General features: G+C 70.4%; 23 protein-coding genes and 3 tRNA genes. 20 read left to right on the forward strand and 6 right to left on the reverse strand.

The genetic code is table 11. The features are described from left to right. Positions 1 to 10 precede the first annotated feature (10 nt). Positions 11 to 562, forward strand: coding sequence for a DoxX family protein (locus B085_RS0112135; protein ID WP_078619856.1), 552 nt, complete (start codon positions 11 to 13; stop codon positions 560 to 562). A 156-nt stretch (positions 563 to 718) separates the two neighbouring features. Beyond that, positions 719 to 964, forward strand: coding sequence for a hypothetical protein (locus B085_RS0112140; protein WP_026250962.1), 246 nt, complete (start codon positions 719 to 721; stop codon positions 962 to 964). Here B085_RS0112140 and B085_RS0112145 read toward each other — a convergent pair. The 3 genes from B085_RS0112145 to B085_RS0112155 all read right to left on the reverse strand — a co-directional run bounded on the left by B085_RS0112145 (position 934) and on the right by B085_RS0112155 (position 3525). Further along, positions 934 to 1401: a DUF1348 family protein gene (locus tag B085_RS0112145; protein ID WP_018558842.1), complete on the reverse strand. Its 468-nt coding sequence runs from the start codon at positions 1399 to 1401 to the stop codon at positions 934 to 936. The two genes, B085_RS0112140 and B085_RS0112145, sit on opposite strands and share 31 nt — an antisense overlap. Positions 1402 to 1589: 188 nt before the next feature. Next, positions 1590 to 2252: an NAD(P)H-binding protein gene (locus B085_RS0112150; RefSeq protein ID WP_018558843.1), complete on the reverse strand. Its 663-nt coding sequence runs from the start codon at positions 2250 to 2252 to the stop codon at positions 1590 to 1592. Between the two features lie 28 nt (positions 2253 to 2280). Then, positions 2281 to 3525: an amidohydrolase family protein gene (locus tag B085_RS0112155; RefSeq protein WP_018558844.1), complete on the reverse strand. Its 1245-nt coding sequence runs from the start codon at positions 3523 to 3525 to the stop codon at positions 2281 to 2283. Between the two features lie 225 nt (positions 3526 to 3750). Between B085_RS0112155 and B085_RS0112160 the strand changes: the two genes are divergently transcribed. The 7 genes from B085_RS0112160 (at position 3751) to B085_RS0112190 (ending at position 7347) form a co-directional block, all read left to right on the forward strand. Next, a tRNA-Thr gene (locus B085_RS0112160) sits at positions 3751 to 3823 on the forward strand. Positions 3824 to 3869: 46 nt separating this feature from the next. Next, positions 3870 to 3942: transfer RNA gene (locus B085_RS0112165), tRNA-Met, on the forward strand. A gap of 87 nt (positions 3943 to 4029) precedes the next feature. Next, a complete protein-coding gene (gene rpmG, locus B085_RS0112170; protein ID WP_004571794.1) occupies positions 4030 to 4194 on the forward strand; it encodes a 50S ribosomal protein L33 in 165 nt (54 codons plus the stop codon). A 100-nt stretch (positions 4195 to 4294) separates the two neighbouring features. Next, positions 4295 to 4747, forward strand: a complete 453-nt coding sequence (locus tag B085_RS0112175; RefSeq protein WP_018558845.1) for a MaoC family dehydratase N-terminal domain-containing protein — start codon at positions 4295 to 4297, stop codon at positions 4745 to 4747. Positions 4748 to 4750: 3 nt separating this feature from the next. Next, the gene (locus B085_RS0112180; RefSeq protein ID WP_018558846.1) at positions 4751 to 5185 is read left to right on the forward strand and encodes a MaoC family dehydratase; all 435 of its coding nucleotides are present in this window, start codon (positions 4751 to 4753) and stop codon (positions 5183 to 5185) included. A 78-nt stretch (positions 5186 to 5263) separates the two neighbouring features. Next, the gene (locus B085_RS0112185) at positions 5264 to 5827 is read left to right on the forward strand and encodes a TetR/AcrR family transcriptional regulator (protein ID WP_018558847.1); all 564 of its coding nucleotides are present in this window, start codon (positions 5264 to 5266) and stop codon (positions 5825 to 5827) included. Between the two features lie 77 nt (positions 5828 to 5904). Then, positions 5905 to 7347, forward strand: a complete 1443-nt coding sequence (locus B085_RS0112190) for a DHA2 family efflux MFS transporter permease subunit (RefSeq protein WP_018558848.1) — start codon at positions 5905 to 5907, stop codon at positions 7345 to 7347. A gap of 89 nt (positions 7348 to 7436) precedes the next feature. On the opposite strand, the gene B085_RS0112195 is transcribed toward B085_RS0112190, so the two are convergent. After that, the gene (locus tag B085_RS0112195; RefSeq protein WP_106434918.1) at positions 7437 to 7928 is read right to left on the reverse strand and encodes a winged helix-turn-helix transcriptional regulator; all 492 of its coding nucleotides are present in this window, start codon (positions 7926 to 7928) and stop codon (positions 7437 to 7439) included. A gap of 131 nt (positions 7929 to 8059) precedes the next feature. Between B085_RS0112195 and B085_RS0112200 the strand changes: the two genes are divergently transcribed. After that, complete coding sequence (locus tag B085_RS0112200; RefSeq protein ID WP_018558850.1) at positions 8060 to 9229, forward strand: thiolase family protein; 1170 nt, start codon at positions 8060 to 8062, stop codon at positions 9227 to 9229. A gap of 59 nt (positions 9230 to 9288) precedes the next feature. Further along, positions 9289 to 10344, forward strand: a complete 1056-nt coding sequence (locus tag B085_RS0112205) for a UDP-N-acetylmuramate dehydrogenase (RefSeq protein WP_018558851.1) — start codon at positions 9289 to 9291, stop codon at positions 10342 to 10344. A gap of 60 nt (positions 10345 to 10404) precedes the next feature. Here B085_RS0112205 and B085_RS0112210 read toward each other — a convergent pair whose 3' ends face one another. Then, positions 10405 to 11418 (reverse strand): adenosine deaminase, encoded by a 1014-nt coding sequence (locus tag B085_RS0112210; protein ID WP_018558852.1) that lies wholly within the window; start codon positions 11416 to 11418, stop codon positions 10405 to 10407. 135 nt (positions 11419 to 11553) lie between these two features. Then, complete coding sequence (locus tag B085_RS0112215) at positions 11554 to 12771, reverse strand: pyridoxal phosphate-dependent aminotransferase (protein WP_026250963.1); 1218 nt, start codon at positions 12769 to 12771, stop codon at positions 11554 to 11556. 214 nt (positions 12772 to 12985) lie between these two features. Here B085_RS0112215 and B085_RS0112220 point away from each other — a divergent pair. The 9 genes from B085_RS0112220 to rpoB all read left to right on the forward strand — a co-directional run bounded on the left by B085_RS0112220 (position 12986) and on the right by rpoB (position 22410). Further along, positions 12986 to 13058 (forward strand) — tRNA-Trp (locus tag B085_RS0112220). 63 nt (positions 13059 to 13121) lie between these two features. Then, complete coding sequence (gene secE, locus B085_RS0112225) at positions 13122 to 13421, forward strand: preprotein translocase subunit SecE (RefSeq protein WP_018558854.1); 300 nt, start codon at positions 13122 to 13124, stop codon at positions 13419 to 13421. Positions 13422 to 13490: 69 nt separating this feature from the next. Beyond that, positions 13491 to 14327: a transcription termination/antitermination protein NusG gene (gene nusG, locus B085_RS0112230; protein ID WP_018558855.1), complete on the forward strand. Its 837-nt coding sequence runs from the start codon at positions 13491 to 13493 to the stop codon at positions 14325 to 14327. Positions 14328 to 14708: 381 nt separating this feature from the next. Continuing rightward, positions 14709 to 15143 (forward strand): 50S ribosomal protein L11, encoded by a 435-nt coding sequence (rplK, locus tag B085_RS0112235; protein ID WP_018558856.1) that lies wholly within the window; start codon positions 14709 to 14711, stop codon positions 15141 to 15143. Between the two features lie 74 nt (positions 15144 to 15217). Next, complete coding sequence (gene rplA / locus B085_RS0112240) at positions 15218 to 15943, forward strand: 50S ribosomal protein L1 (RefSeq protein ID WP_018558857.1); 726 nt, start codon at positions 15218 to 15220, stop codon at positions 15941 to 15943. A gap of 172 nt (positions 15944 to 16115) precedes the next feature. Then, positions 16116 to 17066 carry a hypothetical protein gene (locus B085_RS0112245; protein WP_018558858.1) on the forward strand — a complete coding sequence of 317 codons (951 nt, stop codon included), beginning with the start codon at positions 16116 to 16118 and terminating at the stop codon, positions 17064 to 17066. 270 nt (positions 17067 to 17336) lie between these two features. Further along, positions 17337 to 17891 (forward strand): 50S ribosomal protein L10, encoded by a 555-nt coding sequence (gene rplJ / locus B085_RS0112250; RefSeq protein WP_018558859.1) that lies wholly within the window; start codon positions 17337 to 17339, stop codon positions 17889 to 17891. Positions 17892 to 17972: 81 nt separating this feature from the next. Next, the gene (gene rplL, locus B085_RS0112255) at positions 17973 to 18356 is read left to right on the forward strand and encodes a 50S ribosomal protein L7/L12 (RefSeq protein ID WP_018558860.1); all 384 of its coding nucleotides are present in this window, start codon (positions 17973 to 17975) and stop codon (positions 18354 to 18356) included. Positions 18357 to 18921: 565 nt separating this feature from the next. Continuing rightward, the gene (gene rpoB / locus B085_RS0112260) at positions 18922 to 22410 is read left to right on the forward strand and encodes a DNA-directed RNA polymerase subunit beta (protein ID WP_018558861.1); all 3489 of its coding nucleotides are present in this window, start codon (positions 18922 to 18924) and stop codon (positions 22408 to 22410) included. Positions 22411 to 22507: the final 97 nt, after the last annotated feature.

Raw genomic sequence — 22507 nt, forward strand, 5'->3', positions numbered from 1 at the left:
AGGGTTCCCCATGAACTACATAGCTGAGCGATTGCGCGTTCCGCCGCAGACCGAAGGCGGCCCGCCGGCACGGCCGCGGGTGACCGCCGGTGACTGCGGTCTGCTGCTGATCAGGCTCACCTTCGGCGTCCTGATGGCGGGGCACGGGCTCCAGAAGACCCTCGGATGGTTCGGCGGCCAGGGGCTCACCACCACCGGCAAGGGCTTCGAGGAACTGGGCTACTCGCCGGGCAAGGTCTACGCCGCCATCGGCGGGGCCTCGGAGTTCCTGGGTGGCGTGGGCCTCGCGCTGGGGCTGCTCACTCCGCTCGCCTCGGCCGCGCTGATCGGCGTGATGATCAATGCCATGGTCACCGTGACCGGCGCCCGCGGGCTCTGGGACGAGCAGGGCGGCATCGAGTACAACCTGGCCATCATCGTCGTCGCCCTCGGCGTCGCCGCCATAGGCCCCGGGCGGCTCGCACTGGACCGCTACTTCCGCTGGGGGAGGGGCGGCTGGGCCGATGCCGCCGTCGCCCTGGGTCTGGGCGGCGTGGGGGCCCTCGTCGTCCTGAACCTGTAGGCCGCCCCCGGCGGTGGCGCGCCTTCCTGCGGCCCCGGGGTGCGGGGGAGCCCAGGGGTCGTAGGACGTCCGAAGTCGGGCCCCGCCCTGATCTCACCCCTATGAGTGACGCGTGAGGCGTGCGCAGGAAATCGAACACATGATTGAATTACGCGCATGGCCGACACCGTGTTCCCGCCCGATCTGATGCAGGCGCAGCGCGAATGGCACCGCACCTACACGCGGCTCGCAGCGGAGCCGGCGCATGCGGCGCTCCTGCGACGACGTCTGCTGTGGCTCTCCGCCCGTCTGTTCTGGCACCCCTACTGGCGCACCGCCCCGGGCCGCTTGCCCGCGGCCAGGGTGGAGCTGCGGCGGCAGGCGCGGGCCGTTCAGAACCCGAGGTCGGAAAGACCGGGGTGATCGTCGGGCCGCCGTCCGAGCGGCCAGTGGTACTTGCGCTCCGACTCGGCGATGGGGGTGTCGTTGATGCTGGCCAGCCGTACGCGCATCAGGCCCTCGTCGTCGAACTCCCAGTTCTCGTTGCCGTAGGAGCGGTACCAGTTGCCGGAGTCGTCGTGGCACTCGTAGGCGAAGCGGACCGCGATGCGGTTGCCGTCGAAGGCCCAGAGCTCCTTGATGAGCCGGTACTCCTGCTCCCTCGTCCACTTCCGGGTGAGGAACGCGACGATCGCCTCCCGCCCGTGGACGAACTCGCCGCGGTTCCGCCACCGGCTGTCCGGTGTGTAGGCGAGGGACACCTTCTCGGGGTCGCGGCTGTTCCAGGCGTCCTCCGCGAGGCGGACCTTCTCGATCGCGGTCTCGCGGGTGAACGGGGGTGCCGGGGGCTTCATCGGCATGCTCTCTCCGTGACGTCAGGGGATGGTGCTGGCCGTCCCGATACGATCAAGTGCAGCCCAGAGCCGCACTGATCGCATCTCGGCCGTACCCCCTCTACCCGTCCGTCCCAGCCCGCATCCGCGCCTCGCGGAAACGGGGTTTGGGGGCGGAGGCAGCCGCTCCCGAGGCCTCCGCTCCGGGGTGCGGTTCAGTTGCCGGCGACGTCCTTCACCGCGACCGACACCGGCGTGTGACCCTCGATCAGTTCCAGGGTGAGCCCCGCCGTCGAGGGTGTGTCGAGCAGCTCCGCGAGGACCGCCGCGACGTCGTCACGCGTCACCGAACCGCGTCCGGTGTCGGCGGCGAGCCGGACGCGTCCCGTGCCGGGGCCGTTGGTCAGACGGCCCGGGCGGACGATCGTCCACTCCAGGGCGGCACGACGGCGCACCTCGGCGTCGGCGGCTCCCTTGGCGCGCAGATAGGCGGCGAAGACCTCGTCGATGCCGGGGCGGGGGTCGCCCTCCGCCCCCATCGCGGAGACCATCAGGTAACGGCGTACGCCCGCGCGTTCGGCCGCGTCGGCCAGGAGCACAGCGGCGTCCCGGTCCACGGTCTCCTTGCGGGCGGCGCCGCTGCCCGGCCCCGCGCCCGCGGCGAAGACGACCGCGCCCGCGCCGGCCAGCGCCCGGGCCACCTCGTCCACCGACGCCGACTCCAGGTCGAGCACGATCGGCTCGGCCCCGGCATCGCGCAGGTCATCGGCCTGTTCCGGCCTGCGGATGATGCCGGCCACCTCGTCCTCGCGCGCGGCGAGCAGCCGTTCCAGCCGCAGCGCGATCTGTCCATGTCCACCAGCGATCACAGTGCGCATGCCACCGACGCTACGCCCGGCGTGCCGTTCATGCCGGGTCACGGCGGCTCCTCGATTGACGCGGCAGGTCGAGCGCCAGGGTGTCGGTGTACTCGCGCACCGCGCTGGTCCGCGAGACGACCCGCCCCCGGTGGATGACGATCCGGCTGTACGCGAGCGACAGCGCGCTCTCCAGCCGGTCGGCCCGCACCGCGAGCAGCTCGGCGGGAAAGCCCGCCTCCACCCGCACCTCGGGCAGCCCCATGACGGCGCGGGCGTCCCGGCTCACTGCCTCGTAGGCCTCCCCGGGGGCGCACTCGCCGTGTGTGGCGAGCAGGAAGGCGGCCTCCAGGGGGTCGCCGCGGCCGACGGGATTGGCCAGATCGCGCAGTGCGCCGCTGCCCGCGGCGATCCGGACGCCGGCCGCCCGCAGGGTCCGCACCGGCGCGGTGCCGCCCCGGCGCACCGACTCCAGTGCGCCGCAGCCGCCCTGCGGGAGGGCGGTCAGCGAGACCCCGGCGGCAGCGAGCTGCCCCGCGAGGCGGACAGTGGTGTCGTACGGGAGCCGGGTCAGTCCGCCGCAGGGACCGAGGGCGACGCCCGGGCGCAGTCCTCCCGCCATCGCGGCGAGCCGGGAGAGCCGGGCCGGGTCGGCGGCGTCGGTGTGCAGGTCGACGGGCAGGCCGAACTCGGCGGCGGCGGTGAGCACGGTCTCCGCGTAGCCGGCCGGGTCCGGATCGAGGTCGGGGCAGCCGCCCACCACGTCGGCCCCCATCTTGAGGGCGTCGCGGAGCACGGCGAGGCCGTCCGCGCCCGCGGGCCCGGTGAGCACCCGGGGCACGGCCACGGTCTGCACGTCGACCAGGCCGCGCAGCGCGCGCCTGGCCTGCAGCGCCGCCTCCAGGGCGCGCAGCCCCTGCACGTCGCCGATGCGGATGTGGGTACGGACCGCGGTGGCGCCGTGGCCGAGCTGATGGAGGGCGCCCTCGGTGACCCGGCGCTGCACGTCCTCGGCGTCGTACGAGGGCGGGCCGGCGGAGCCGGCGGTCAGCGCCGTGTCGAGGTGGGCATGGGGTTCGGCGGGGGCGGGCAGCAGGAGGTAGCCGCCGAGGTCGACCCGGGTGCCCTCGTGGAGGCTGCCGGCGGTGCCGACGGCCTCGATGCGCGCTCCGGCCAGACGCACGTCGACGGTGCGGCCGTCGGCGAGGCGGGCACCGCAGAGCAGGAGGGCGGGGGCTGGGGCGGCTTCGCCGAGCGGGGGGTCGGTGGGCTGCTGCGGCTGGCTGTCGGTCATCGCGCTCCTCGGGGCCGGAGGCAAGATCACGCGGTTCCGAGCCTAGGGGGCCGTGCCCGGTCCGTCCGGGAAGAGCGAATAGTCGTACTGGTGACGTCAAGTGACGTAGGGGGCCGAGCGGCTGGGGCGGCGGAGGCGGCCTCGTAGGCGGGAGGTGGTCCGGCGACTGCCCGCAAGATACGGATTTCACCTTCGGCGGCGGACCGTGTAATGTCTTCCTCGCTCGCCCCAATAGCTCAGTCGGCAGAGCGTCTCCATGGTAAGGAGAAGGTCTACGGTTCGATTCCGTATTGGGGCTCTGGTGATCGGATGACCCGCCACCCGGCGGGTGATCTTTTCATCGAAGCGGCGTAGCTCAGTCGGTAGAGCAAGCGGCTCATAATCGCTGTGTCACCGGTTCAAGTCCGGTCGCCGCTACCCGCGTAGCCGATTGTGGGATCGGTCCCTCAATCGGCTACTCTTTCCGTGTTCAAACCTTATTGCCGTTCGTCAAGGAGCACTCACGTGGCCGCCACCGACGTCCGCCCGAAGATCACGCTGGCCTGCGTGGAGTGCAAGGAGCGGAACTACATCACCAAGAAGAACCGGCGCAACGACCCGGACCGTCTTGAGATGAAGAAGCACTGCCCGCGCTGCAACGCGCACACCGCGCACCGCGAGACGCGCTGACCCAGGCCGTAAGACCAAAGAGGCCGCCCCTGCAAACGGGGGCGGCCTCTTGGCGTTGGCGGACCCGCCGACGTGTACATCACAGCTCCAGGAGGTGCCGATGGCGCTGGACCAGTCCTTCGTGGGGCGGACGTATCCGCCCACCGCTCCGTACGAGGTGGGCCGGGAGAAGATCCGCGAGTTCGCCGAGGCCGTCGGCGACCCGAACCCGGTCTACACCGACCCCGACGCGGCGAAGGCCCTGGGCCACCAGGACGTGATCGCGCCGCCGACCTTCCCGTTCGTGATCACGTACAAGGCCTCGGGGCAGGTCGTCCTCGACCCGGAGCTGGGACTGGACTACGGCCGGGTGGTGCACGGCGACCAGAAATTCAGCTACACCCGCCCCGTGCGGGCCGGTGACCGGCTGTCGGTGACGGTCACCATCGAGGCCATCAAGTCGCTCGCGGGCAACGACGTCATCGACGTCCGCGGCGAGGTCCACGACGAGAGCGGCGAGCACGTGGTGACGGCGCTGATGAAACTGGTGGCGCGCGCGCCGGAGGGTGAGTGACCGATGACGGCGAAGATCTCCTACGACGATGTCGAGGTCGGCACCGAACTGCCGGCGCAGTCCTTCCCCGTGAACCGCGCCACACTCGTGCAGTACGCCGGCGCCTCCGGTGACTTCAATCCGATCCACTGGAACGAGAAGTTCGCCAAGGAGGTCGGGCTGCCGGACGTCATCGCGCACGGCATGTTCACCATGGCCTCGGCGGTCCGCGTGGTGACGGACTGGGCCGGCGACCCGGGGGCGGTCGTGGAGTACGGCGTCCGCTTCACCAAGCCGGTCGTGGTGCCGAACGACGGCACGGGTGCGCTGATCGAGGTCAGCGCCAAGGTCGCGGCCAAGCTGGACGACGACGAGCGCACGGTCCGGGTGGACGTGACGGCCGTCAGCGCCGGGCAGAAGGTGCTGGGAATGTCCCGCGCGGTGGTCCGGCTCGCGTAGTCGTGGGGAGGAAGGCGGCGGGCGTGCCCGCCGCCTTCCTCTTGCCCCGGCTTGTTATTGACTGATAACTTACTTCGCATGGCAGGCGACGGGATGCGGATGAGTGCGGACGAGCGCCGCGAGGCGGCGGTCCGCGCGGCGATGGCGGAGTTCGGAACGGGTGGCTACAACGGCACCTCGACCGGCGTCATCGCCCAGCGCATGGGTGTGTCGCAGCCGTACCTCTTCCGGCTCTTCCCGAACAAGAAGGCGCTGTTCCTGGCCGCCGCGGCGCGGTGCGTCGAGACGATCGAGGCGCACTTCGAGAAGGCGGCCGAGGGGCTGGAGGGGGAGGAGGCGTTCGAGGCGATGTGCGGCTCGTACCAGGGGCTCATCGGGGGCGGCGACGTCCTTCGGATGCAGCTCCAGATGTACGTCGCCGCCGTCGACGACGAGGAGATCCGCGAGTCCTGCCGGCGCGGCTGGCTCGGCCTGTGGGACTACGTCAGGGCGCGTACGGGGGCGGGCGACGGCGACATGGCGCAGTTCTTCGGCACGGGGATGCTCGTGAACGTGCTGGTGGCGCTCGGTGTCCCGCAGGACGAGCGCGGCTGGGCGGGGATCGTCGACCTCTATGCCGACCGCTTCCCGGGGAAGGGCTGACGGGTGGCCCCGCCTTTTCGGGGCCGACCCATGGCCATGAAAGTTATTGATCAATTACTAATCAACTGGGGGAGTTCATGGCACAGCAACCGGCGGAGGCCAGGCGCAGCAGCGTCGTCTGGGCACTCGTCATCACCAGCGTCGCCGGGTTCATGGCGGCGCTCGACAACCTCGTCGTCACCACGGCGCTGCCCTCCATCCGCGCTGACCTGGGCGGAGCCCTGGAGGACCTGGAGTGGACGGTGAGCGCCTACACGCTCACCTTCGCCGTCCTCCTGATGTTCGGCGCCGCCCTGGGCGACCGCTTCGGGCGCCGGCGCATGTTCCTCGTGGGGCTCGGCGTCTTCTCCGCGGCCTCCGCCGCCGCCGCGCTCGCCCCCGGCATGAACGAACTCATCGCCGCCCGGGCCGTCCAGGGCGTCGGCGCCGCGATCCTCATGCCGCTCACCCTCACCCTGCTCTCGGCCACCGTCCCGCCCGAGCGGCGCGGCATGGTGTTCGGCATCTGGGGCGCCGTCAACGGCCTCGCGGTCGCCGCCGGACCGCTCATCGGCGGCTCGCTCACCGAGCACATCTCCTGGCAGTGGATCTTCTGGCTGAACGTCCCGATCGGCGTGCTCCTGCTGCCCCTCGCCCGGCTGCGGCTCGCCGAGAGCCGCGGTCCCGAGCCCCGGCTCGACGTGACCGGCACGGTGCTCGCCAGCGCGGGTCTGTTCGGCATCGTCTACGCCCTCGTCCGCGGCAACGCCGACGGCTGGAGCAGCGGCCCGGTCCTGGGCGGCCTCGTCGGCGGCGGTGTGCTGCTGGCCGCCTTCGTCCGGCACGGCATCCGCGCCCGCAACCCGATCCTGCCGATGCGGCTCTTCCGCAGCCGCGCCTTCGCCGCCGTCAACGCGGCCAGCCTGCTGATGTTCCTCGGCATGTTCGGCTCGATCTTCCTGCTCAGCCAGTTCCTCCAGGGCGTCGCGGGCTACTCCCCGACGGAGGCGGGGCTGCGCATGCTGCCCTGGACCGGCATGCCGATGCTCGTCGCGCCCGTCGCCGGCTTCCTCTCCGACCGCGTCGGCGGCCGGCCGGTCGTCGCCGCCGGGCTCGCCCTGCAGGCGGTGGGGCTCGGCTGGTTCGCCGTGATCGTGGAGCCGGGCATGTCGTACGCGTCGCAGGTGCCGGCGCTGATCGTGAGCGGCATCGGGATGGCGATGTACTTCGCGCCGAGCGCCAACATCGTCATGGGCAGCGTGCGGCCGGAGGAGCAGGGCATCGCCTCGGGTGCCAACAACGCCCTCCGCGAGGTCGGCGGGGCCCTCGGCGTCGCCACCCTCGCGGCGGTCTTCTCCGCCCAGGGCGGCTACGAGTCCGCGACGCGGTTCGTCGACGGCCTCACCCCGGCGCTCTGGGTGGGCGCGGCCGCCGTCGCGGCGGGCGCGCTCGCGGCGCTCCTCGTCCCGGGCCGCCGCGCCGCGAAGGCCCCCGAGGCGACCCCGGTCCCGTCCAAGCCCCTGGTCGACGCGGCGCCCTGACGGTGCCTCACGCGAGGCGGGTGTGCCGGTGCGGCGCACCCGCCTCGCGGCGTGCCCGACCCGCTCCGCCCGCACGGGCGCGCCCCGGTTCAGGCGGGCGGCGCGGCCACCGTCCGTCCCGCGGGAGTCCACCCCTCGCTCCGGATGTCGAGTGCGAGGTCGTGGTCGTGGACCTCGTCCCCGCAGGTGCGGCAGTACTCGACGGCGTCCACCGGGTGGTCCCCCCGGTGCCGCAGCACCACCGGCGGCTCCTCCACCGCCCACTTGTCGCCCCACGCCACCAGTGCCCGGATGACCGGCGCGAGATCACGCCCCGCCGCCGTCAGGTGGTACTCGTACCGCGGCGGCCGCTCGCTGTAGGCGCGCCGTTCGACGATGCCGGCCTCCTCCAGGGCGCGCAGCCGCGCGGTGAGGCGGTCGCGGGGAGCGCCCGTGTTGCGGGCGAGGGCGTCGAAACGCCGGTTGCCGTAGAGGATCTCGCGGACCGCGAGCAGCGCCCACTTCTCGCCGACGACGTGCAGGGCCGCGGCGGCGGAGCAGGGACGCCCCGGCAGTGGGGGCACAGGTGTGGTCGGGCTCACCGGCCCAGTCTCACACGGCGGGTTGTGATTCCAAACCCACCCGCCCTACCCTCGTCTCCGCGTCATAGTTTGAAAGTCGAACTCACTCATCCGCCATCCCGTCCCCCCACCCCGCAGAAGGTGAGAACGTCATGCGCGACGCCGTCATCGTCGAAGCCGTCCGCACCCCCATCGGCAAGGGCAAGCCGGGAGGTGCGCTCGCCGGTACGCACCCGGTGGAGTTGCTCGCCCACACCCTCGAGGAACTCGTCGGCCGCAGCGGGATCGACCCGGCGCTGGTGGACGACGTCATCGGCGGCACCGTCGACCAGGTCGGCGAGCAGGCCATGAACACCACCCGCTGGGCCTGGCTGTCGGCGGGCTTCCCGGACTCCGTCCCGGCCACCACGGTCGACCGGCAGTGCGGCTCCTCCCAGCAGGCCGTGCACTTCGCCGCGCAGGGCGTCGTCGCCGGCGCGTACGACGTCGTCGTGGCCTGCGGGGTGGAGTCGATGAGCCGGGTCCCCATGTGGTCCAACGTGCCGCCCGGCGCGGACCCGTTCGGCCCGGGCGTGGCCGCGCGCTTCCCCGGCGGACTCGTGCCGCAGGGCATCAGCGCGGAGCTGATCGCCGCCAAGTGGTCGCTGAGCCGCGAGGCGATGGACGCCTTCGCCGCCGAGTCGCACGGCAGGGCCGCCGCCGCGTGGTCGGCCGGTGCCTTCGACGCCGAGGTCGCGCCGCTGGCCGGACTCACCACGGACGAGTCCGTCCGCCCCAAGACCACCCCGGAGATCCTCGCCGGGCTGCGCCCCGCCTTCGCCGACCCCGGCTTCGCCGAGCGCTTCCCGCAGATCGACTGGTCGGTCACGGCCGGCAACAGCAGCCCGGTCAACGACGGCGCCTCCGCGGTGCTGATCACCAGCAGTGAGACCGCCGAGCGCCTGGGCCTGCGCCCGCTCGCCCGGCTGCACAGCTTCGCCGTCACCGGCTCCGACCCCCTGCTGATGCTCACCGGCGTCATCCCGGCCACCGAACGCGTGCTGCGCCGCGCCGGGCTGGACCTGGCGGACGTCGACCTCTTCGAGGTCAACGAGGCCTTCGCGAGCGTCGTCCTCGCCTGGCTCCAGGAGACCGGCGCCGATCCCGCCAAGGTCAACGTCAACGGCGGCGCCATCGCGCTGGGCCACCCGCTGGGCGCCAGCGGCACCCGGCTGATGACCACCCTGGTCCACGCCATGCGGGCCCGGGGCGCGCGCTACGCGCTGCAGACCATGTGCGAGGCGGGCGGACTGGCCAACGCGACGGTCCTCGAGGCGCTCTGATCCGTACGGGACGGGCGGCAGCCCTGGCCGATCCGCCCGCCCCCCGTACCCTGAATGCCGTGCACGTACTCAACGACGCCCCGCTCGCGCCCCTGACCACCTTCCGCCTCGGGGGTCCCGCCACCCGCCTGGTGACGGCGACCACGGACGCCGAGGTCGTCGAGGCCGTCCGGGAGGCGGACGCCGCCGGGACGCCGCTGCTGGTCATCGGAGGCGGCAGCAACCTGGTGATCGGCGACGAGGGATTCGCCGGAACCGCGCTGCGCGTCGCCACCGGCGGCTTCGAGCTGAACGGCACCGAGCTGGAGCTCGCGGCGGGCGAGGTGTGGACCGACGCCGTCGCCCGCGCCGTGGAGGCGGGCCTGGCGGGCGTCGAGTGCCTGGCCGGCATCCCGGGCTCCGCCGGGGCCACGCCCATTCAGAACGTGGGCGCGTACGGCCAGGAGGTCGCGAGCACGATCACCGAGGTGATCGCCTACGACCGGACCACCGGCGAAACGGTCGTCCTGGACAACGCCGGGTGCGCCTTCTCCTACCGGCACAGCCGCTTCAAGGCGGACCCCGCCCGCTACGTCGTGCTGCGGGTGCGCTTCGCGCTGGAGGACGCCGGCGGTATGTCCGGCCCGCTGAAGTACGCCGAGGTGGCCCGAGCCCTCGGCGTCGGCACGGGCGACCGGGTGCCCCTGGCCACCGCCCGCGAGACGGTGCTGAAGCTGCGCTCGGGCAAGGGCATGGTGCTGGACCCCGAGGACCACGACACCTGGTCGGCCGGCTCCTTCTTCACCAACCCGGTCCTCACCGAGGCCGGATACGCGGACTTCCTGACCCGGGTCCACGACCGGCTCGGCCCGGACACCGCGCCCCCCGCCTACCCCGCGGGCGACGGCCGCACCAAGACGTCCGCCGCCTGGCTGATCGACAAGGCGGGCTTCACCAAGGGCTACGGCACCGGCCCCGCGCGGATCTCCACCAAGCACACCCTCGCCCTGACCAACCGGGGCGGGGCGACGACCGCCGACCTGCTCGCGCTGGCCCGCGAGGTCGTCGCCGGCGTCCACGCGGCCTTCGGGATCACCCTGGTCAACGAGCCGGTGACGGTCGGCGTCAGCCTCTGAGCCGCCGGCGCGCCCCCGGTACGCCGCCCGGCGCCCCCGCCCGAACCGTCCCGGCCGGGATCAGACGCCGAGCCAGTCGTCGATCCCCGCCAGGAGCTTGTTCCGCACACCCTCCGGCGCCGCCGAACCGCGCACCGACTGGCGGGCCAGCTCGGCCAGCTCCTCGTCGGTGAAGCCGTGCGCCCGCCGGGCCAGCTCGTACTGCGCGGCGAGCCGCGAGCCGAACAGCAGCGGGTCGTCGGCGCCCAGCGCCATCGGCACGCCGGCGTCGAAGAGGGTGCGCAGCGGCACCTGCTCGGGCCGGTCGTAGACGCCGAGGGCGACGTTGGACGACGGGCACACCTCGCAGGTGACGCCCCGCTCGGCGAGCCGGGCCATCAGCCGCGGGTCCTCGGCCGCACGCACGCCGTGCCCGACCCGGCTCGCGTGGAGGTCGTCCAGGCAGTCCCGGACGCTCCCCGCGCCCGCCAGTTCGCCGCCGTGCGGAGCCGCCAGCAGTCCGCCCTCCCGGGCGATGGCGAAGGCGCGGTCGAAGTCCCGGGCCAGTCCCCGGCGCTCGTCGTTGGAGAGCCCGAAGCCGACCACCCCGTGATCGGTGTAGCGCACCGCGAGGCGGGCGAGCGTACGGGCGTCCAGCGGGTGCCTGGTGCGGTTGGCGGCGATGAGGACGGCCATGCCCACGCCCGTCTCCCTGGAGGCGGTCTCCACCGCGTCCAGGATGATCTCCATCGCCGGGATCAGCCCGCCCAGGCGCGGCGCGTACGAGGTGGGGTCGACCTGTATCTCCAGCCACCCCGAGCCGTCGCGGGCGTCCTCCTCGGCGGCCTCGCGCACCAGGCGCCGGATGTCGTCGGGGGAGCGGAGCACGGAACGCGCGATGTCGTACAGGCGCTGGAAGCGGAACCAGCCGCGCTCGTCGGTCGCCCGCAGACTGGGGGGCTCGCCCGAGGTCAGCGCCTCGGGGAGGTGCACCCCGTACTTGTCGGCGAGCTCCAGCAGGGTCGCGGGCCGCATCGAGCCGGTGAAGTGAAGGTGGAGGTGCGCCTTGGGGAGGAGGGATACATCGCGTGCCATCCACAGATCCTGCCGCACCGGTGGGGGGTGCCGGTACCGCTTTCGGCCGCTTTCCCCGAACGAGGGCTTGCCCGCACACACACGCGGGCCCCCTGACCGGCCGGTCAGGGGGCCCGCGGGGCGGTCCGAACAGGCTCAGGCCTTGGCCTCGCCCAGCAGCTTCTGGATCCGGGAGACGCCCTCGACGAGGTCCTCGTCACCGAGCGCGTACGACAGACGCAGGTAGCCGGGGGTGCCGAAGGCCTCGCCGGGGACCACGGCCACCTCGGCCTCCTCCAGGATCAGCTCGGCCAGCTCCACGGAGCTCTGCGGCCGCCTGCCGCGGATCTCCTTGCCGAGCAGCGCCTTGACCGAGGGGTACGCGTAGAACGCGCCCTCCGGCTCGGGGCAGACGACACCGGGGATCTCGTTGAGCATCCGCACGATGGTCTGGCGGCGGCGGTCGAAGGCCTTGCGCATCTCGGCCACGGCCACCAGATCGCCGGAGACGGCCGCCAGGGCGGCGACCTGCGCGACGTTGCTCACGTTCGAGGTGGCGTGCGACTGCAGGTTGGTGGCGGCCTTCACGACGTCCTTGGGGCCGATGATCCACCCCACGCGCCAGCCGGTCATGGCGTAGGTCTTGGCCACGCCGTTGACGACGACGCACTTGTCGCGCAGCTCGGGGAAGAGCGCCGGCAGCGAGACCGCGGCGGCACCGCCGTAGACCAGGTGCTCGTAGATCTCGTCGGTCAGCACCCACAGGCCGTGCTCGACGGCCCAGCGGCCGATCGCCTCGGTCTCGGCCTCGGTGTAGACGGCGCCGGTGGGGTTGGACGGCGACACGAAGAGCACGACCTTGGTCTTCTCCGTGCGGGCGGCCTCCAACTGCTCGACGGATACCCGGTAGCCGGTGGTCTCGTCGGCGACCACGTCCACCGGGACGCCGCCTGCCAGCCGGATCGACTCGGGGTACGTCGTCCAGTACGGCGCCGGGACGATGACCTCGTCACCCGGGTCGAGGATCGCGGCGAAGGCCTCGTAGATGGCCTGCTTGCCACCGTTGGTGACCAGGATCTGGGAGGCGTCGACCTCGTAGCCGGAGTCGCGCAGCGTCTTGGCGGCGATCGCGGCCTTCAGCTCCGGCAGACCGCCGGCCGGCGTGTAGCGGTGGAACTTCGGATTGCGGCACGCCTCCACGGCCGCCTCGACGATGTAGCCGGGGGTCGGGAAGTCGGGCTCGCCGGCTCCGAAGCCGATGACCGGTCGCCCGGCGGCCTTGAGGGCCTTGGCCTTCGCGTCCACGGCGAGCGTCGCGGACTCGGAGATCGACCCGATGCGGGCCGACACGCGTCGTTCAGTTGCAGCGGTCATGTCTGCATCGTCGCAGACCCGGCGGCACCGGAGCACACGAGTTCACGTTCCGGGCAGAACCGAGCGGAACCTCGCCGAACCGCGCCCGGACACGCTCCGCATTCGACGCCCGGCCCGCGAACACGTACACTCATCCGTCGATGGCCCCCGCAAGCTGATCTTGGCTGCGCACATCGTGCAGCCGCTCGGATGCGGTACGTTGGGGGGCACTCAAAGGGTCGTAGCTCAATTGGTAGAGCACTGGTCTCCAAAACCAGCGGTTGGGGGTTCGAGTCCCTCCGGCCCTGCTACAAGCAGGCAGACGCTTTGAGGATTGTTTCGGCAAACGAACCGGATTCAGGTGAGGACGAGTGACGGAAGCCCTGGGCTCCACCGCGACGCCTGAAAGTGGTCGTCCCGACAGTGATTCCGCGGACGCCGGCTCGAAGAAGCCTCGCCGCGGCGGCAAGCGCGGCAAGAAGGGCCCTCTCGCGCGCCTCGCGCTCTTCTACCGCCAGATCGTCGCGGAGCTCCGCAAGGTCGTCTGGCCCACGCGCAACGACCTGGTCACCTACACCAGCGTGGTGATTGTCTTCGTTGTGGTCATCATCGCGCTCGTTACCGTGATTGACTGGGGATTCAACAAGGGCGTCTCGTACGTCTTCGGGTGATTCCTCCCGCGGAGGGCGCCCGCGGCGCCCGACCGCCTGTTCCACATCGTGAAGGAAGAAGCAGCGACCGTGTCTGACCCGAACCTGTACGACGCCGACGAGACCGTCGAGGGCGACGACACCGCGCTCGACATCGTCGAGGCAGCCGACGGCGACATCGACCAGGCGGAGGCTGCAGACGAGGCCGCCGGCGAGCCCGCCGAGCAGGCTGCCGTCCAGGTCGTCGACGAGGACGAGGCGGACGGGACGGACGAGGCCACGACCGAGGAAGCCGCGGAGGAGCAGGCCCCGGTCGACCCGGTCGCCGCGTTCCGCGAGGAGCTGCGCGTGCTCCCCGGCGAGTGGTACGTCATCCACACCTACGCCGGCTACGAGAACCGCGTGAAGTCCAACCTGGAGCAGCGCGCCGTCTCGCTGAACGTCGAGGACTACATCTACCAGGCAGAAGTGCCCCAGGAAGAGGTCGTCCAGATCAAGAACGGCGACCGCCGTACCGTCCGCCAGAACAAGCTGCCCGGCTACGTGCTGGTGCGCATGGACCTGACGAACGAGTCCTGGGGCGTCGTCCGCAACACCCCCGGCGTCACCGGCTTCGTCGGCAACGCCTACGACCCGTACCCGCTGACGCTGGACGAGGTCACCAAGATGCTGGCCCCGGAGGTCGAGGAGCTGGCTGCCGCCGCCGAGGGCGGCGAGGGCGGCGCAGTGCCGAAGCGCAAGGTCGAGGTCCAGGTGCTGGACTTCGAGGTGGGCGACTCGGTCACGGTCACCGACGGCCCGTTCGCGACGCTGCAGGCCACGATCAACGAGATCAACCCGGACTCGAAGAAGGTCAAGGGCCTCGTGGAGATCTTCGGCCGCGAGACGCCGGTCGAGCTCAGCTTCGACCAGATCCAGAAGAACTGACCGACCCAGAACACCGGAAGAGCCCCCGCCCGCGGTTTCCCGCCGGGCGGGGGCTCTTCCGTGTGCGGCCAGGCCCGGCGGTGCCGCAGGCCCGGTGCGCGGCGGAAGCGTCCTGACGCGGTCCTCGCGCGGGCACTGAGGCCGCTCGGGCGTCCGGTCGCCCGGCTCCGGCGGGCGGCTGCCGGGGGTGTCGGCGAGCGCGTGAACGGGCCCGCAGCCGGCCGCGCGAAGCGCGGATCGACGGGGTGGGCCGGCGCTCGCGGCGGCGCCCCAGAGCTTCGCTGACCTGCCCGGTTTCAGGGCTCGGCACGATACCCGCTATCGTGGTGCGGTATGCCTGCTCGCAGGCAGGAAACTCTCACTAGGACCCGGAGAGAGCACATGCCTCCCAAGAAGAAGAAGGTCACGGGGCTTATCAAGCTCCAGATCAACGCCGGCGCGGCCAACCCGGCCCCGCCGGTGGGCCCGGCGCTGGGTCAGCACGGCGTCAACATCATGGAGTTCTGCAAGGCCTACAACGCGGCCACCGAGTCGCAGCGTGGCTGGGTGATCCCGGTGGAGATCACGGTCTACGAGGACCGTTCCTTCACCTTCATCACCAAGACCCCGCCGGCCTCCCGCATGATCCTCAAGGCTGCGGGTGTGGAGAAGGGCTCCGGCGAGCCGCACAAGACCAAGGTCGCGAAGCTTACGCGCAACCAGGTCCGCGAGATCGCCACGACCAAGCTGCCCGACCTCAACGCGAACGACCTGGACGCCGCGGAGAAGATCATCGCCGGCACCGCTCGTTCCATGGGCATCACGGTCGAGGGCTGACCACACCACCGGCAGTACCGTGGTTGGGCCTGCTCGGCCCGCACCACGACTCCTCAAGACACACAGGAGCAGTAGTGAGCAAGCGCAGCAAGTCTCTCCGCGCTGCGGACGGCAAGATCGACCGGGAGCGTCTGTACGCGCCCCTCGAGGCCGTCCGTCTCGCCAAGGACACCTCCACCAGCAAGTTCGACGGCACCGTCGAGGTGGCCTTCCGTCTGGGCGTCGACCCGCGCAAGGCCGACCAGATGGTCCGTGGCACCGTGAACCTTCCGCACGGCACCGGTAAGACCGCCCGGGTCCTGGTCTTCGCGACCGGTGACCGTGCCGAGGCCGCGCGTGCCGCGGGCGCCGACATCGTCGGCGCCGACGAGCTGATCGACGAGGTCGCGAAGGGCCGTCTGGACTTCGACGCCGTCGTCGCCACCCCGGACCTCATGGGCAAGGTCGGCCGCCTCGGCCGCGTCCTCGGCCCCCGTGGTCTGATGCCGAACCCGAAGACCGGCACCGTCACCCCCGACGTGGCCAAGGCCGTCACGGAGATCAAGGGCGGCAAGATCGAGTTCCGCGTCGACAAGCACTCGAACCTGCACTTCATCATCGGCAAGACCTCGTTCGGTGAGCAGCAGCTGGTCGAGAACTACGGCGCCGCCCTGGACGAGATCCTTCGTCTGAAGCCGTCCGCCGCCAAGGGCCGCTACATCAAGAAGGCCGCCATCAGCACCACGATCGGCCCCGGCATCCCGGTGGACCCGAACCGCACCCGCAACCTCCTCGTCGAGGAGGACCCGGCCGCCGTCTGACCGGGTCGGGCCCCTGCGGCTCGTGTGATGTGAACCGGCCCCGCACCTCCTCCGGGAGGCGCGGGGCCGGTTTTTTATTGCGTACGGCCCTGTCGGTGGCGTGCGTTACGGTGTCCCACGTTTCACGGGGGACACACAGCACACGAACAGCATGGGGTGGGAAAGCATGAGCATGTCCGGATGGAAGCGTGCGGGCGTCTGCCTGGCGGCGGTGGCGGTCGTCGCCGGTGTCGCGGGCTGCGACGACGGTGACGGGGGCGGCAAGAAGCGGAAGAAGGCCGACGGCTCGCCGGTCTCGCGGGTGCTGTCGCAGAGCGAGATCGCCAAGGCCCTCAAGGCGGCCTTCACGACGACCTCCGAGGCGAAGTCCGCCAAGGTCCGCATGACCATCACCGCGCCCGCCGGGACGCAGGGCGGCGGCACCACGCAGATCTCCGGTGTGCAGGGCTGGGACCCCGCGGTCATGGACGTCACCGTCACGGGCTCCGCGCTCACCGAGGGTGCCCCGGACGGTCCATCCCAGGTGCGCATGAAGATGCTGGACAACGTCATGTACATGAATATGGGCCCGAGCATGGCCGCCGAGACGGGCGGCAAGCGCTGGATGAAGATGGACTTCGAGGCGGCGGCCAAGGCGAGCGGCGACGCCGAGATGCAGAAGCGGATGACCGCCGGCCTGGAGAACATGAACCAGGACCCGGCCGAGCAGCTCGCCCTGCTGCTCCAGTCGCCGAGCATCAAGCACGTCGGCGCGGAGAAGGTCGGCGGCGCACAGACCGAGCACTACCGGGGCACGCTCACCTTCGCGGAGATGATCGCCGCCAACAAGGCCGCCGACCTGGTCTCCGAGAAGGACCGCAAGACCGCGATCGCCAACGCCGAGAAGGCCGGCATCAAGGGGTACGACACCGAGATCTGGGTCAACGAGGACCACTTCCCGGTCCGGATGGCCATCGGGATGAAGATGCCCGAGGGCACGGTCCGCATCGCCGCGACCTACTCCGACTTCGGGACCGCCGCCACCGTCGAGGCGCCGCCGGCGAAGGACACCTTCGACCTCTTCAAGATGATCAAGGACATGAAGCCGTCCGAGCTGTCCGGGGGCACCGGTTCCACGGGCTGACCTGCCCCGACGGCGGATTTGCCTGGCAGGGATCCGTTCACGTATTCTTCCCGGGAAGCCAAAGACCGCTGGTTGTTGGCGCGCCCGCGAGGGCGCGGCAGCCGAAGGATCCGCTGATGCGGACGGCCCGCGCAGGTGACAGTGGATGTACTCCCGGAATCGCTTTCGCAATTCCGGTCGAGACACGCCCCGTGCGCCTGCGCCGGGGCGTTTGTTTTGCCCGGCCCCTTCCCGCGCGGTCCGAATCACCCGGAAGGAGGCCGAGGCTCTATGGCGAGGCCCGACAAGGCCGGTTCGGTCGCGGAGCTGACGGACAAGTTCCGCAGCTCCAACGCCGCCGTGCTGACCGAGTACCGCGGTCTCACCGTGGCGCAGCTCAAGACGCTGCGCCGTTCGCTCGGTGAGAACGCCACGTACGCCGTGGTGAAGAACACGCTGACCAAGATCGCGGCCAACGAGGCCGGGATCACCCAGCTCGACGACCTGTTCGCGGGTCCGACGGCTGTCGCCTTCGTCACCGGTGACCCGGTGGAGTCGGCGAAGGGTCTCCGTGACTTCGCCAAGGAGAACCCGAACCTCATCATCAAGGGCGGTGTGCTTGACGGCAAGCCGCTGTCCGCCGATGAGATCAAGAAGCTCGCGGACCTCGAGTCCCGCGAGGTGCTGCTCGCCAAGCTGGCGGGTGCCATGAAGGCCAAGCAGGGCCAGGCCGCTGCTGTCTTCCAGGCCCTGCCGTCGAAGCTCGTTCGCACCGTGGAAGCGCTGCGCGCGAAGGCCGAGCAGGGCGGTGCCGGTACGCCGGCTCCCGCCGAGGACGCGGAGTAACCACTCCCGTGCTCTAGCGGGCCCGTACGCCCGCCGACATGTACATCCGGCACCAGCCGAATTAGTGGAAGGACCGCCATCATGGCGAAGCTCAGCCAGGACGACCTGCTCGCCCAGTTCGAGGAGATGACCCTCATCGAGCTCTCCGAGTTCGTGAAGGCCTTCGAGGACAAGTTCGACGTCACCGCTGCCGCCCCGGTCGCCGTCGCCGCCGCCGGCGTCCCCGGTGCCCCGGCCGAGGCCGTCGAGGAGAAGGACGAGTTCGACGTCATCCTCACCGGCGCCGGCGACAAGAAGATCCAGGTCATCAAGGTCGTGCGCGAGCTGACCTCCCTGGGTCTGAAGGAGGCCAAGGACCTCGTCGACGGCACCCCGAAGCCGGTCCTCGAGAAGGTCAACAAGGAGGCCGCGGAGAAGGCCGCCGAGTCCCTCAAGGCCGCGGGCGCGGCTGTCGAGGTCAAGTGATCGCTGCCCCTTCCGGGGGGCTGATCAGCCGCTGGGCGGCCACCCTTTCGGGTGGCCGCCCTCGGTCGTTTGCGTGGTGCGTCACCCGGTCCGGCGACCGACCCGGGTAGGGTGATCATCACCGTTCCGTGACCGTCGGCTCCCTCGAGCTGTGACGATCTCCGCGGGGCGGAGGCCTTGACGAACCGCACGCAGCGCGCGATTCTCAGGACGCGTCGTCACATCGGCCATGGACCGAGGCATGGAACGAAGGCGATGCGGGAATGCCTAGCGTGGCAAGCGTGAAAGAGGGCATGACGGCTCACAACAAGGGGATCTCACCGACCCCTCCGGAGGACGAGATTGGTGCAGCACCGGTCTCCGAAACTCTGCACTGGACATCAGTGTGCCAAGTGGCTACACTGACCCTTTGCGCTGCCTGTTAGCTGTCGCCTGGCCCGTCACCAGGGACAAGCCCAAGCCTGAGCACACATGAGGAACCGTCCTGACCAGGACATCCTTGTCTGCGCCCGGGGGCGGAACCGGTACGCGCGTAGTGAGTCCGAGCCCTCGGAAGGACCCCCTCTTGGCCGCCTCGCGCAACGCCTCGACTGCCAATTCGAACAACGGCGCAAGCACCGCCCCGCTGCGCATCTCTTTCGCGAAGATCAAGGAGCCCCTCGAGGTCCCGAACCTCCTCGCGCTGCAGACCGAGAGCTTTGACTGGCTTCTCGGCAACGCCGCCTGGAAGGCTCGCGTCGAGGCGGCCCTGGACAGTGGTCAGGACGTCCCCACCAAGTCCGGTCTGGAGGAGATCTTCGAGGAGATCTCCCCGATCGAGGACTTCTCCGGGTCGATGTCGCTGACCTTCCGCGACCACCGTTTCGAGCCTCCGAAGAACTCGATCGACGAGTGCAAGGAGCGCGACTTCACGTACGCGGCCCCGCTCTTCGTCACGGCCGAGTTCACCAACAACGAGACCGGCGAGATCAAGTCCCAGACGGTCTTCATGGGCGACTTCCCGCTCATGACCAACAAGGGCACCTTCGTCATCAACGGCACCGAGCGTGTCGTGGTGTCCCAGCTGGTGCGCTCGCCGGGTGTCTACTTCGACAGCCAGATCGACAAGACGTCCGACAAGGACATCTACTCCGCCAAGGTCATCCCCTCGCGTGGTGCCTGGCTGGAGATGGAGATCGACAAGCGCGACATGGTCGGTGTCCGCATCGACCGCAAGCGCAAGCAGTCCGTCACCGTCCTCCTGAAGGCGCTCGGCTGGACCACCGAGCAGATCCTCGAGGAGTTCGGCGAGTACGAGTCGATGCGCGCCACCCTGGAGAAGGACCACACCCAGGGCCAGGACGACGCGCTGCTCGACATCTACCGCAAGCTGCGTCCGGGCGAGCCGCCGACCCGTGAGGCCGCGCAGACGCTGCTGGAGAACCTCTACTTCAACCCCAAGCGCTACGACCTGGCCAAGGTCGGCCGCTACAAGATCAACAAGAAGCTGGGTGCCGACGCGCCGCTGGACGCCGGTGTGCTGACCGTCGAGGACGTCATCTCGGCGATCAAGTACCTGGTCAAGCTGCACGCGGGCGAGACCGAGACCACCGGCGACAACGGTTCCTCCGTGGTCGTCGAGGTCGACGACATCGACCACTTCGGCAACCGTCGTCTGCGCAACGTCGGCGAGCTCATCCAGAACCAGGTCCGCACGGGTCTGGCCCGTATGGAGCGCGTCGTCCGCGAGCGGATGACCACCCAGGACGTCGAGGCGATCACGCCGCAGACCCTGATCAACATCCGGCCGGTCGTCGCCTCCATCAAGGAGTTCTTCGGCACCAGCCAGCTGTCCCAGTTCATGGACCAGACGAACCCGCTGTCGGGCCTGACCCACAAGCGCCGTCTGTCCGCGCTGGGCCCCGGTGGTCTGTCCCGTGAGCGGGCCGGCTTCGAGGTCCGTGACGTGCACCCGTCCCACTACGGACGCATGTGCCCGATCGAGACCCCCGAAGGCCCGAACATCGGTCTGATCGGTTCGCTGGCCTCCTACGGCCGGGTCAACGCGTTCGGTTTCGTGGAGACCCCGTACCGCAAGGTCGACGAGAACGGTGTCGTCACCGACGAGGTCAACTTCCTCACGGCCGACGAGGAGGACCGCTACGTCATCGCGCAGGCGAACGCGCCGCTGACCGATGACGACCACTTCGCGGAGTCCCGCGTCCTGGTGCGCCGCCGTGGTGGCGAGATCGACTACGTCCCCGGTGAGGACGTGGACTACATGGACGTCTCGCCGCGCCAGATGGTGTCGGTCGCGACCGCCATGATCCCGTTCCTCGAGCACGACGACGCCAACCGCGCGCTCATGGGATCGAACATGATGCGCCAGGCCGTGCCGCTGCTCAAGGCGCAGGCCCCGCTGGTCGGCACCGGCATGGAGTACCGCTGCGCGGTCGACGCCGGTGACGTCATCAAGGCCGACAAGGACGGTGTGGTCCAGGAGGTCTCCGCGGACTACATCACCGTCGCCAACGACGACGGCACCTACAACACCTACCGGGTGGCCAAGTTCTCCCGCTCCAACCAGGGCACCTCCTTCAACCAGAAGGTCGTCGTGGACGAGGGCGCCCGTGTGATCGCCGGCCAGGTGCTCGCCGACGGCCCGTCCACCGAGCGCGGTGAGATGGCGCTCGGCAAGAACCTCCTGGTGGCGTTCATGCCGTGGGAGGGCCACAACTACGAGGACGCGATCATCCTCAGCCAGCGTCTGGTGCAGGACGACGTCCTCTCCTCGATCCACATCGAGGAGCACGAGGTCGACGCCCGTGACACCAAGCTCGGCCCCGAGGAGATCACCCGGGACATCCCGAACGTCTCCGAGGAGGTCCTGGCGGACCTCGACGAGCGCGGCATCATCCGCATCGGTGCCGAGGTCGTCGCCGGCGACATCCTGGTCGGCAAGGTCACGCCGAAGGGCGAGACCGAGCTGACCCCGGAGGAGCGCCTGCTGCGCGCGATCTTCGGCGAGAAGGCCCGTGAGGTCCGTGACACCTCGCTGAAGGTGCCGCACGGCGAGACCGGCAAGGTCATCGGCGTGCGCGTCTTCGACCGCGAGGAGGGCGACGAGCTGCCCCCGGGCGTGAACCAGCTGGTCCGCGTCTACGTGGCGCAGAAGCGCAAGATCACCGACGGTGACAAGCTCGCCGGCCGTCACGGCAACAAGGGCGTCATCTCCAAGATCCTGCCGATCGAGGACATGCCGTTCCTGGAGGACGGCACCGCGGTCGACATCATCCTCAACCCTCTGGGTGTCCCGTCCCGAATGAACCCGGGACAGGTCCTGGAGATCCACCTCGGCTGGCTCGCCGCCCAGGGCTGGGACGTCTCCGGCCTCAGCGAGGAGTGGGCGCGTCGCCTCACGGCGATCGGCGCCGACCGCGTCGAGCCCGGCACCAACGTCGCCACCCCGGTGTTCGACGGTGCGCGCGAGGACGAGATCGCCGGTCTCTTCGAGGCCACGATCCCGAACCGCGACGGCCAGCGCATGGTGCTGCCCTCGGGTAAGGCCCGGCTCTTCGACGGCCGCTCCGGCGAGCCGTTCCCGGACCCGATCTCGATCGGCTACATGTACATCCTCAAGCTGCACCACCTGGTGGACGACAAGCTGCACGCCCGTTCCACCGGCCCGTACTCGATGATCACCCAGCAGCCGCTGGGTGGTAAGGCGCAGTTCGGTGGTCAGCGCTTCGGCGAGATGGAGGTGTGGGCCCTTGAGGCGTACGGCGCGGCCTACGCGCTGCAGGAACTCCTCACCATCAAGTCCGACGACGTCCTGGGCCGCGTGAAGGTCTACGAGGCCATCGTCAAGGGCGAGAACATCCCCGAGCCGGGCATTCCCGAGTCCTTCAAGGTGCTCATCAAGGAAATGCAGTCGCTCTGCCTCAACGTGGAGGTGCTGTCCTCGGACGGCATGTCCATCGAGATGCGCGACACGGACGAGGACGTCTTCCGCGCGGCGGAGGAGCTCGGAATCGACCTGTCCCGGCGCGAGCCGAGCAGCGTCGAAGAGGTCTGACGGGCCGGCCGGGGAGCCGCCGATGAGCGGCTCCCCGCCTCCCCCGGACCGTTCAGACATGTTTGACTTTCGACCCCGAAAGAGGGATTGACGACAA

Origin of the sequence: Streptomyces sp. BoleA5, assembly GCF_000373665.1 — a bacterium.
Classification (GTDB): Bacteria; Actinomycetota; Actinomycetes; order Streptomycetales; family Streptomycetaceae; genus Actinacidiphila.

Bases quoted from the DNA above. Each gene is read 5' to 3' on its own strand.
- rplL (WP_018558860.1), top strand. From the start codon at position 17,973: ATGGCGAAGCTCAGCCAGGACGACCTGCTCGCCCAGTTCGAGGAGATG.
- B085_RS0112135 (WP_078619856.1), top strand. From the start codon at position 11: ATGAACTACATAGCTGAGCGATTGCGCGTTCCGCCGCAGACCGAAGGC.
- B085_RS0112200 (WP_018558850.1), top strand. From the start codon at position 8,060: ATGCGCGACGCCGTCATCGTCGAAGCCGTCCGCACCCCCATCGGCAAG.
- B085_RS0112175 (WP_018558845.1), top strand. From the start codon at position 4,295: ATGGCGCTGGACCAGTCCTTCGTGGGGCGGACGTATCCGCCCACCGCT.
- B085_RS0112190 (WP_018558848.1), top strand. From the start codon at position 5,905: ATGGCACAGCAACCGGCGGAGGCCAGGCGCAGCAGCGTCGTCTGGGCA.
- rplK (WP_018558856.1), top strand. From the start codon at position 14,709: ATGCCTCCCAAGAAGAAGAAGGTCACGGGGCTTATCAAGCTCCAGATC.
- rplJ (WP_018558859.1), top strand. From the start codon at position 17,337: ATGGCGAGGCCCGACAAGGCCGGTTCGGTCGCGGAGCTGACGGACAAG.
- B085_RS0112140 (WP_026250962.1), top strand. From the start codon at position 719: ATGGCCGACACCGTGTTCCCGCCCGATCTGATGCAGGCGCAGCGCGAA.
- B085_RS0112150 (WP_018558843.1), bottom strand. From the start codon at position 2,252: ATGCGCACTGTGATCGCTGGTGGACATGGACAGATCGCGCTGCGGCTG.
- B085_RS0112145 (WP_018558842.1), bottom strand. From the start codon at position 1,401: ATGCCGATGAAGCCCCCGGCACCCCCGTTCACCCGCGAGACCGCGATC.
- B085_RS0112180 (WP_018558846.1), top strand. From the start codon at position 4,751: ATGACGGCGAAGATCTCCTACGACGATGTCGAGGTCGGCACCGAACTG.
- B085_RS0112245 (WP_018558858.1), top strand. From the start codon at position 16,116: ATGTCCGGATGGAAGCGTGCGGGCGTCTGCCTGGCGGCGGTGGCGGTC.
- B085_RS0112210 (WP_018558852.1), bottom strand. From the start codon at position 11,418: ATGGCACGCGATGTATCCCTCCTCCCCAAGGCGCACCTCCACCTTCAC.
- B085_RS0112185 (WP_018558847.1), top strand. From the start codon at position 5,264: ATGGCAGGCGACGGGATGCGGATGAGTGCGGACGAGCGCCGCGAGGCG.
- B085_RS0112215 (WP_026250963.1), bottom strand. From the start codon at position 12,771: ATGACCGCTGCAACTGAACGACGCGTGTCGGCCCGCATCGGGTCGATC.
- B085_RS0112155 (WP_018558844.1), bottom strand. From the start codon at position 3,525: ATGACCGACAGCCAGCCGCAGCAGCCCACCGACCCCCCGCTCGGCGAA.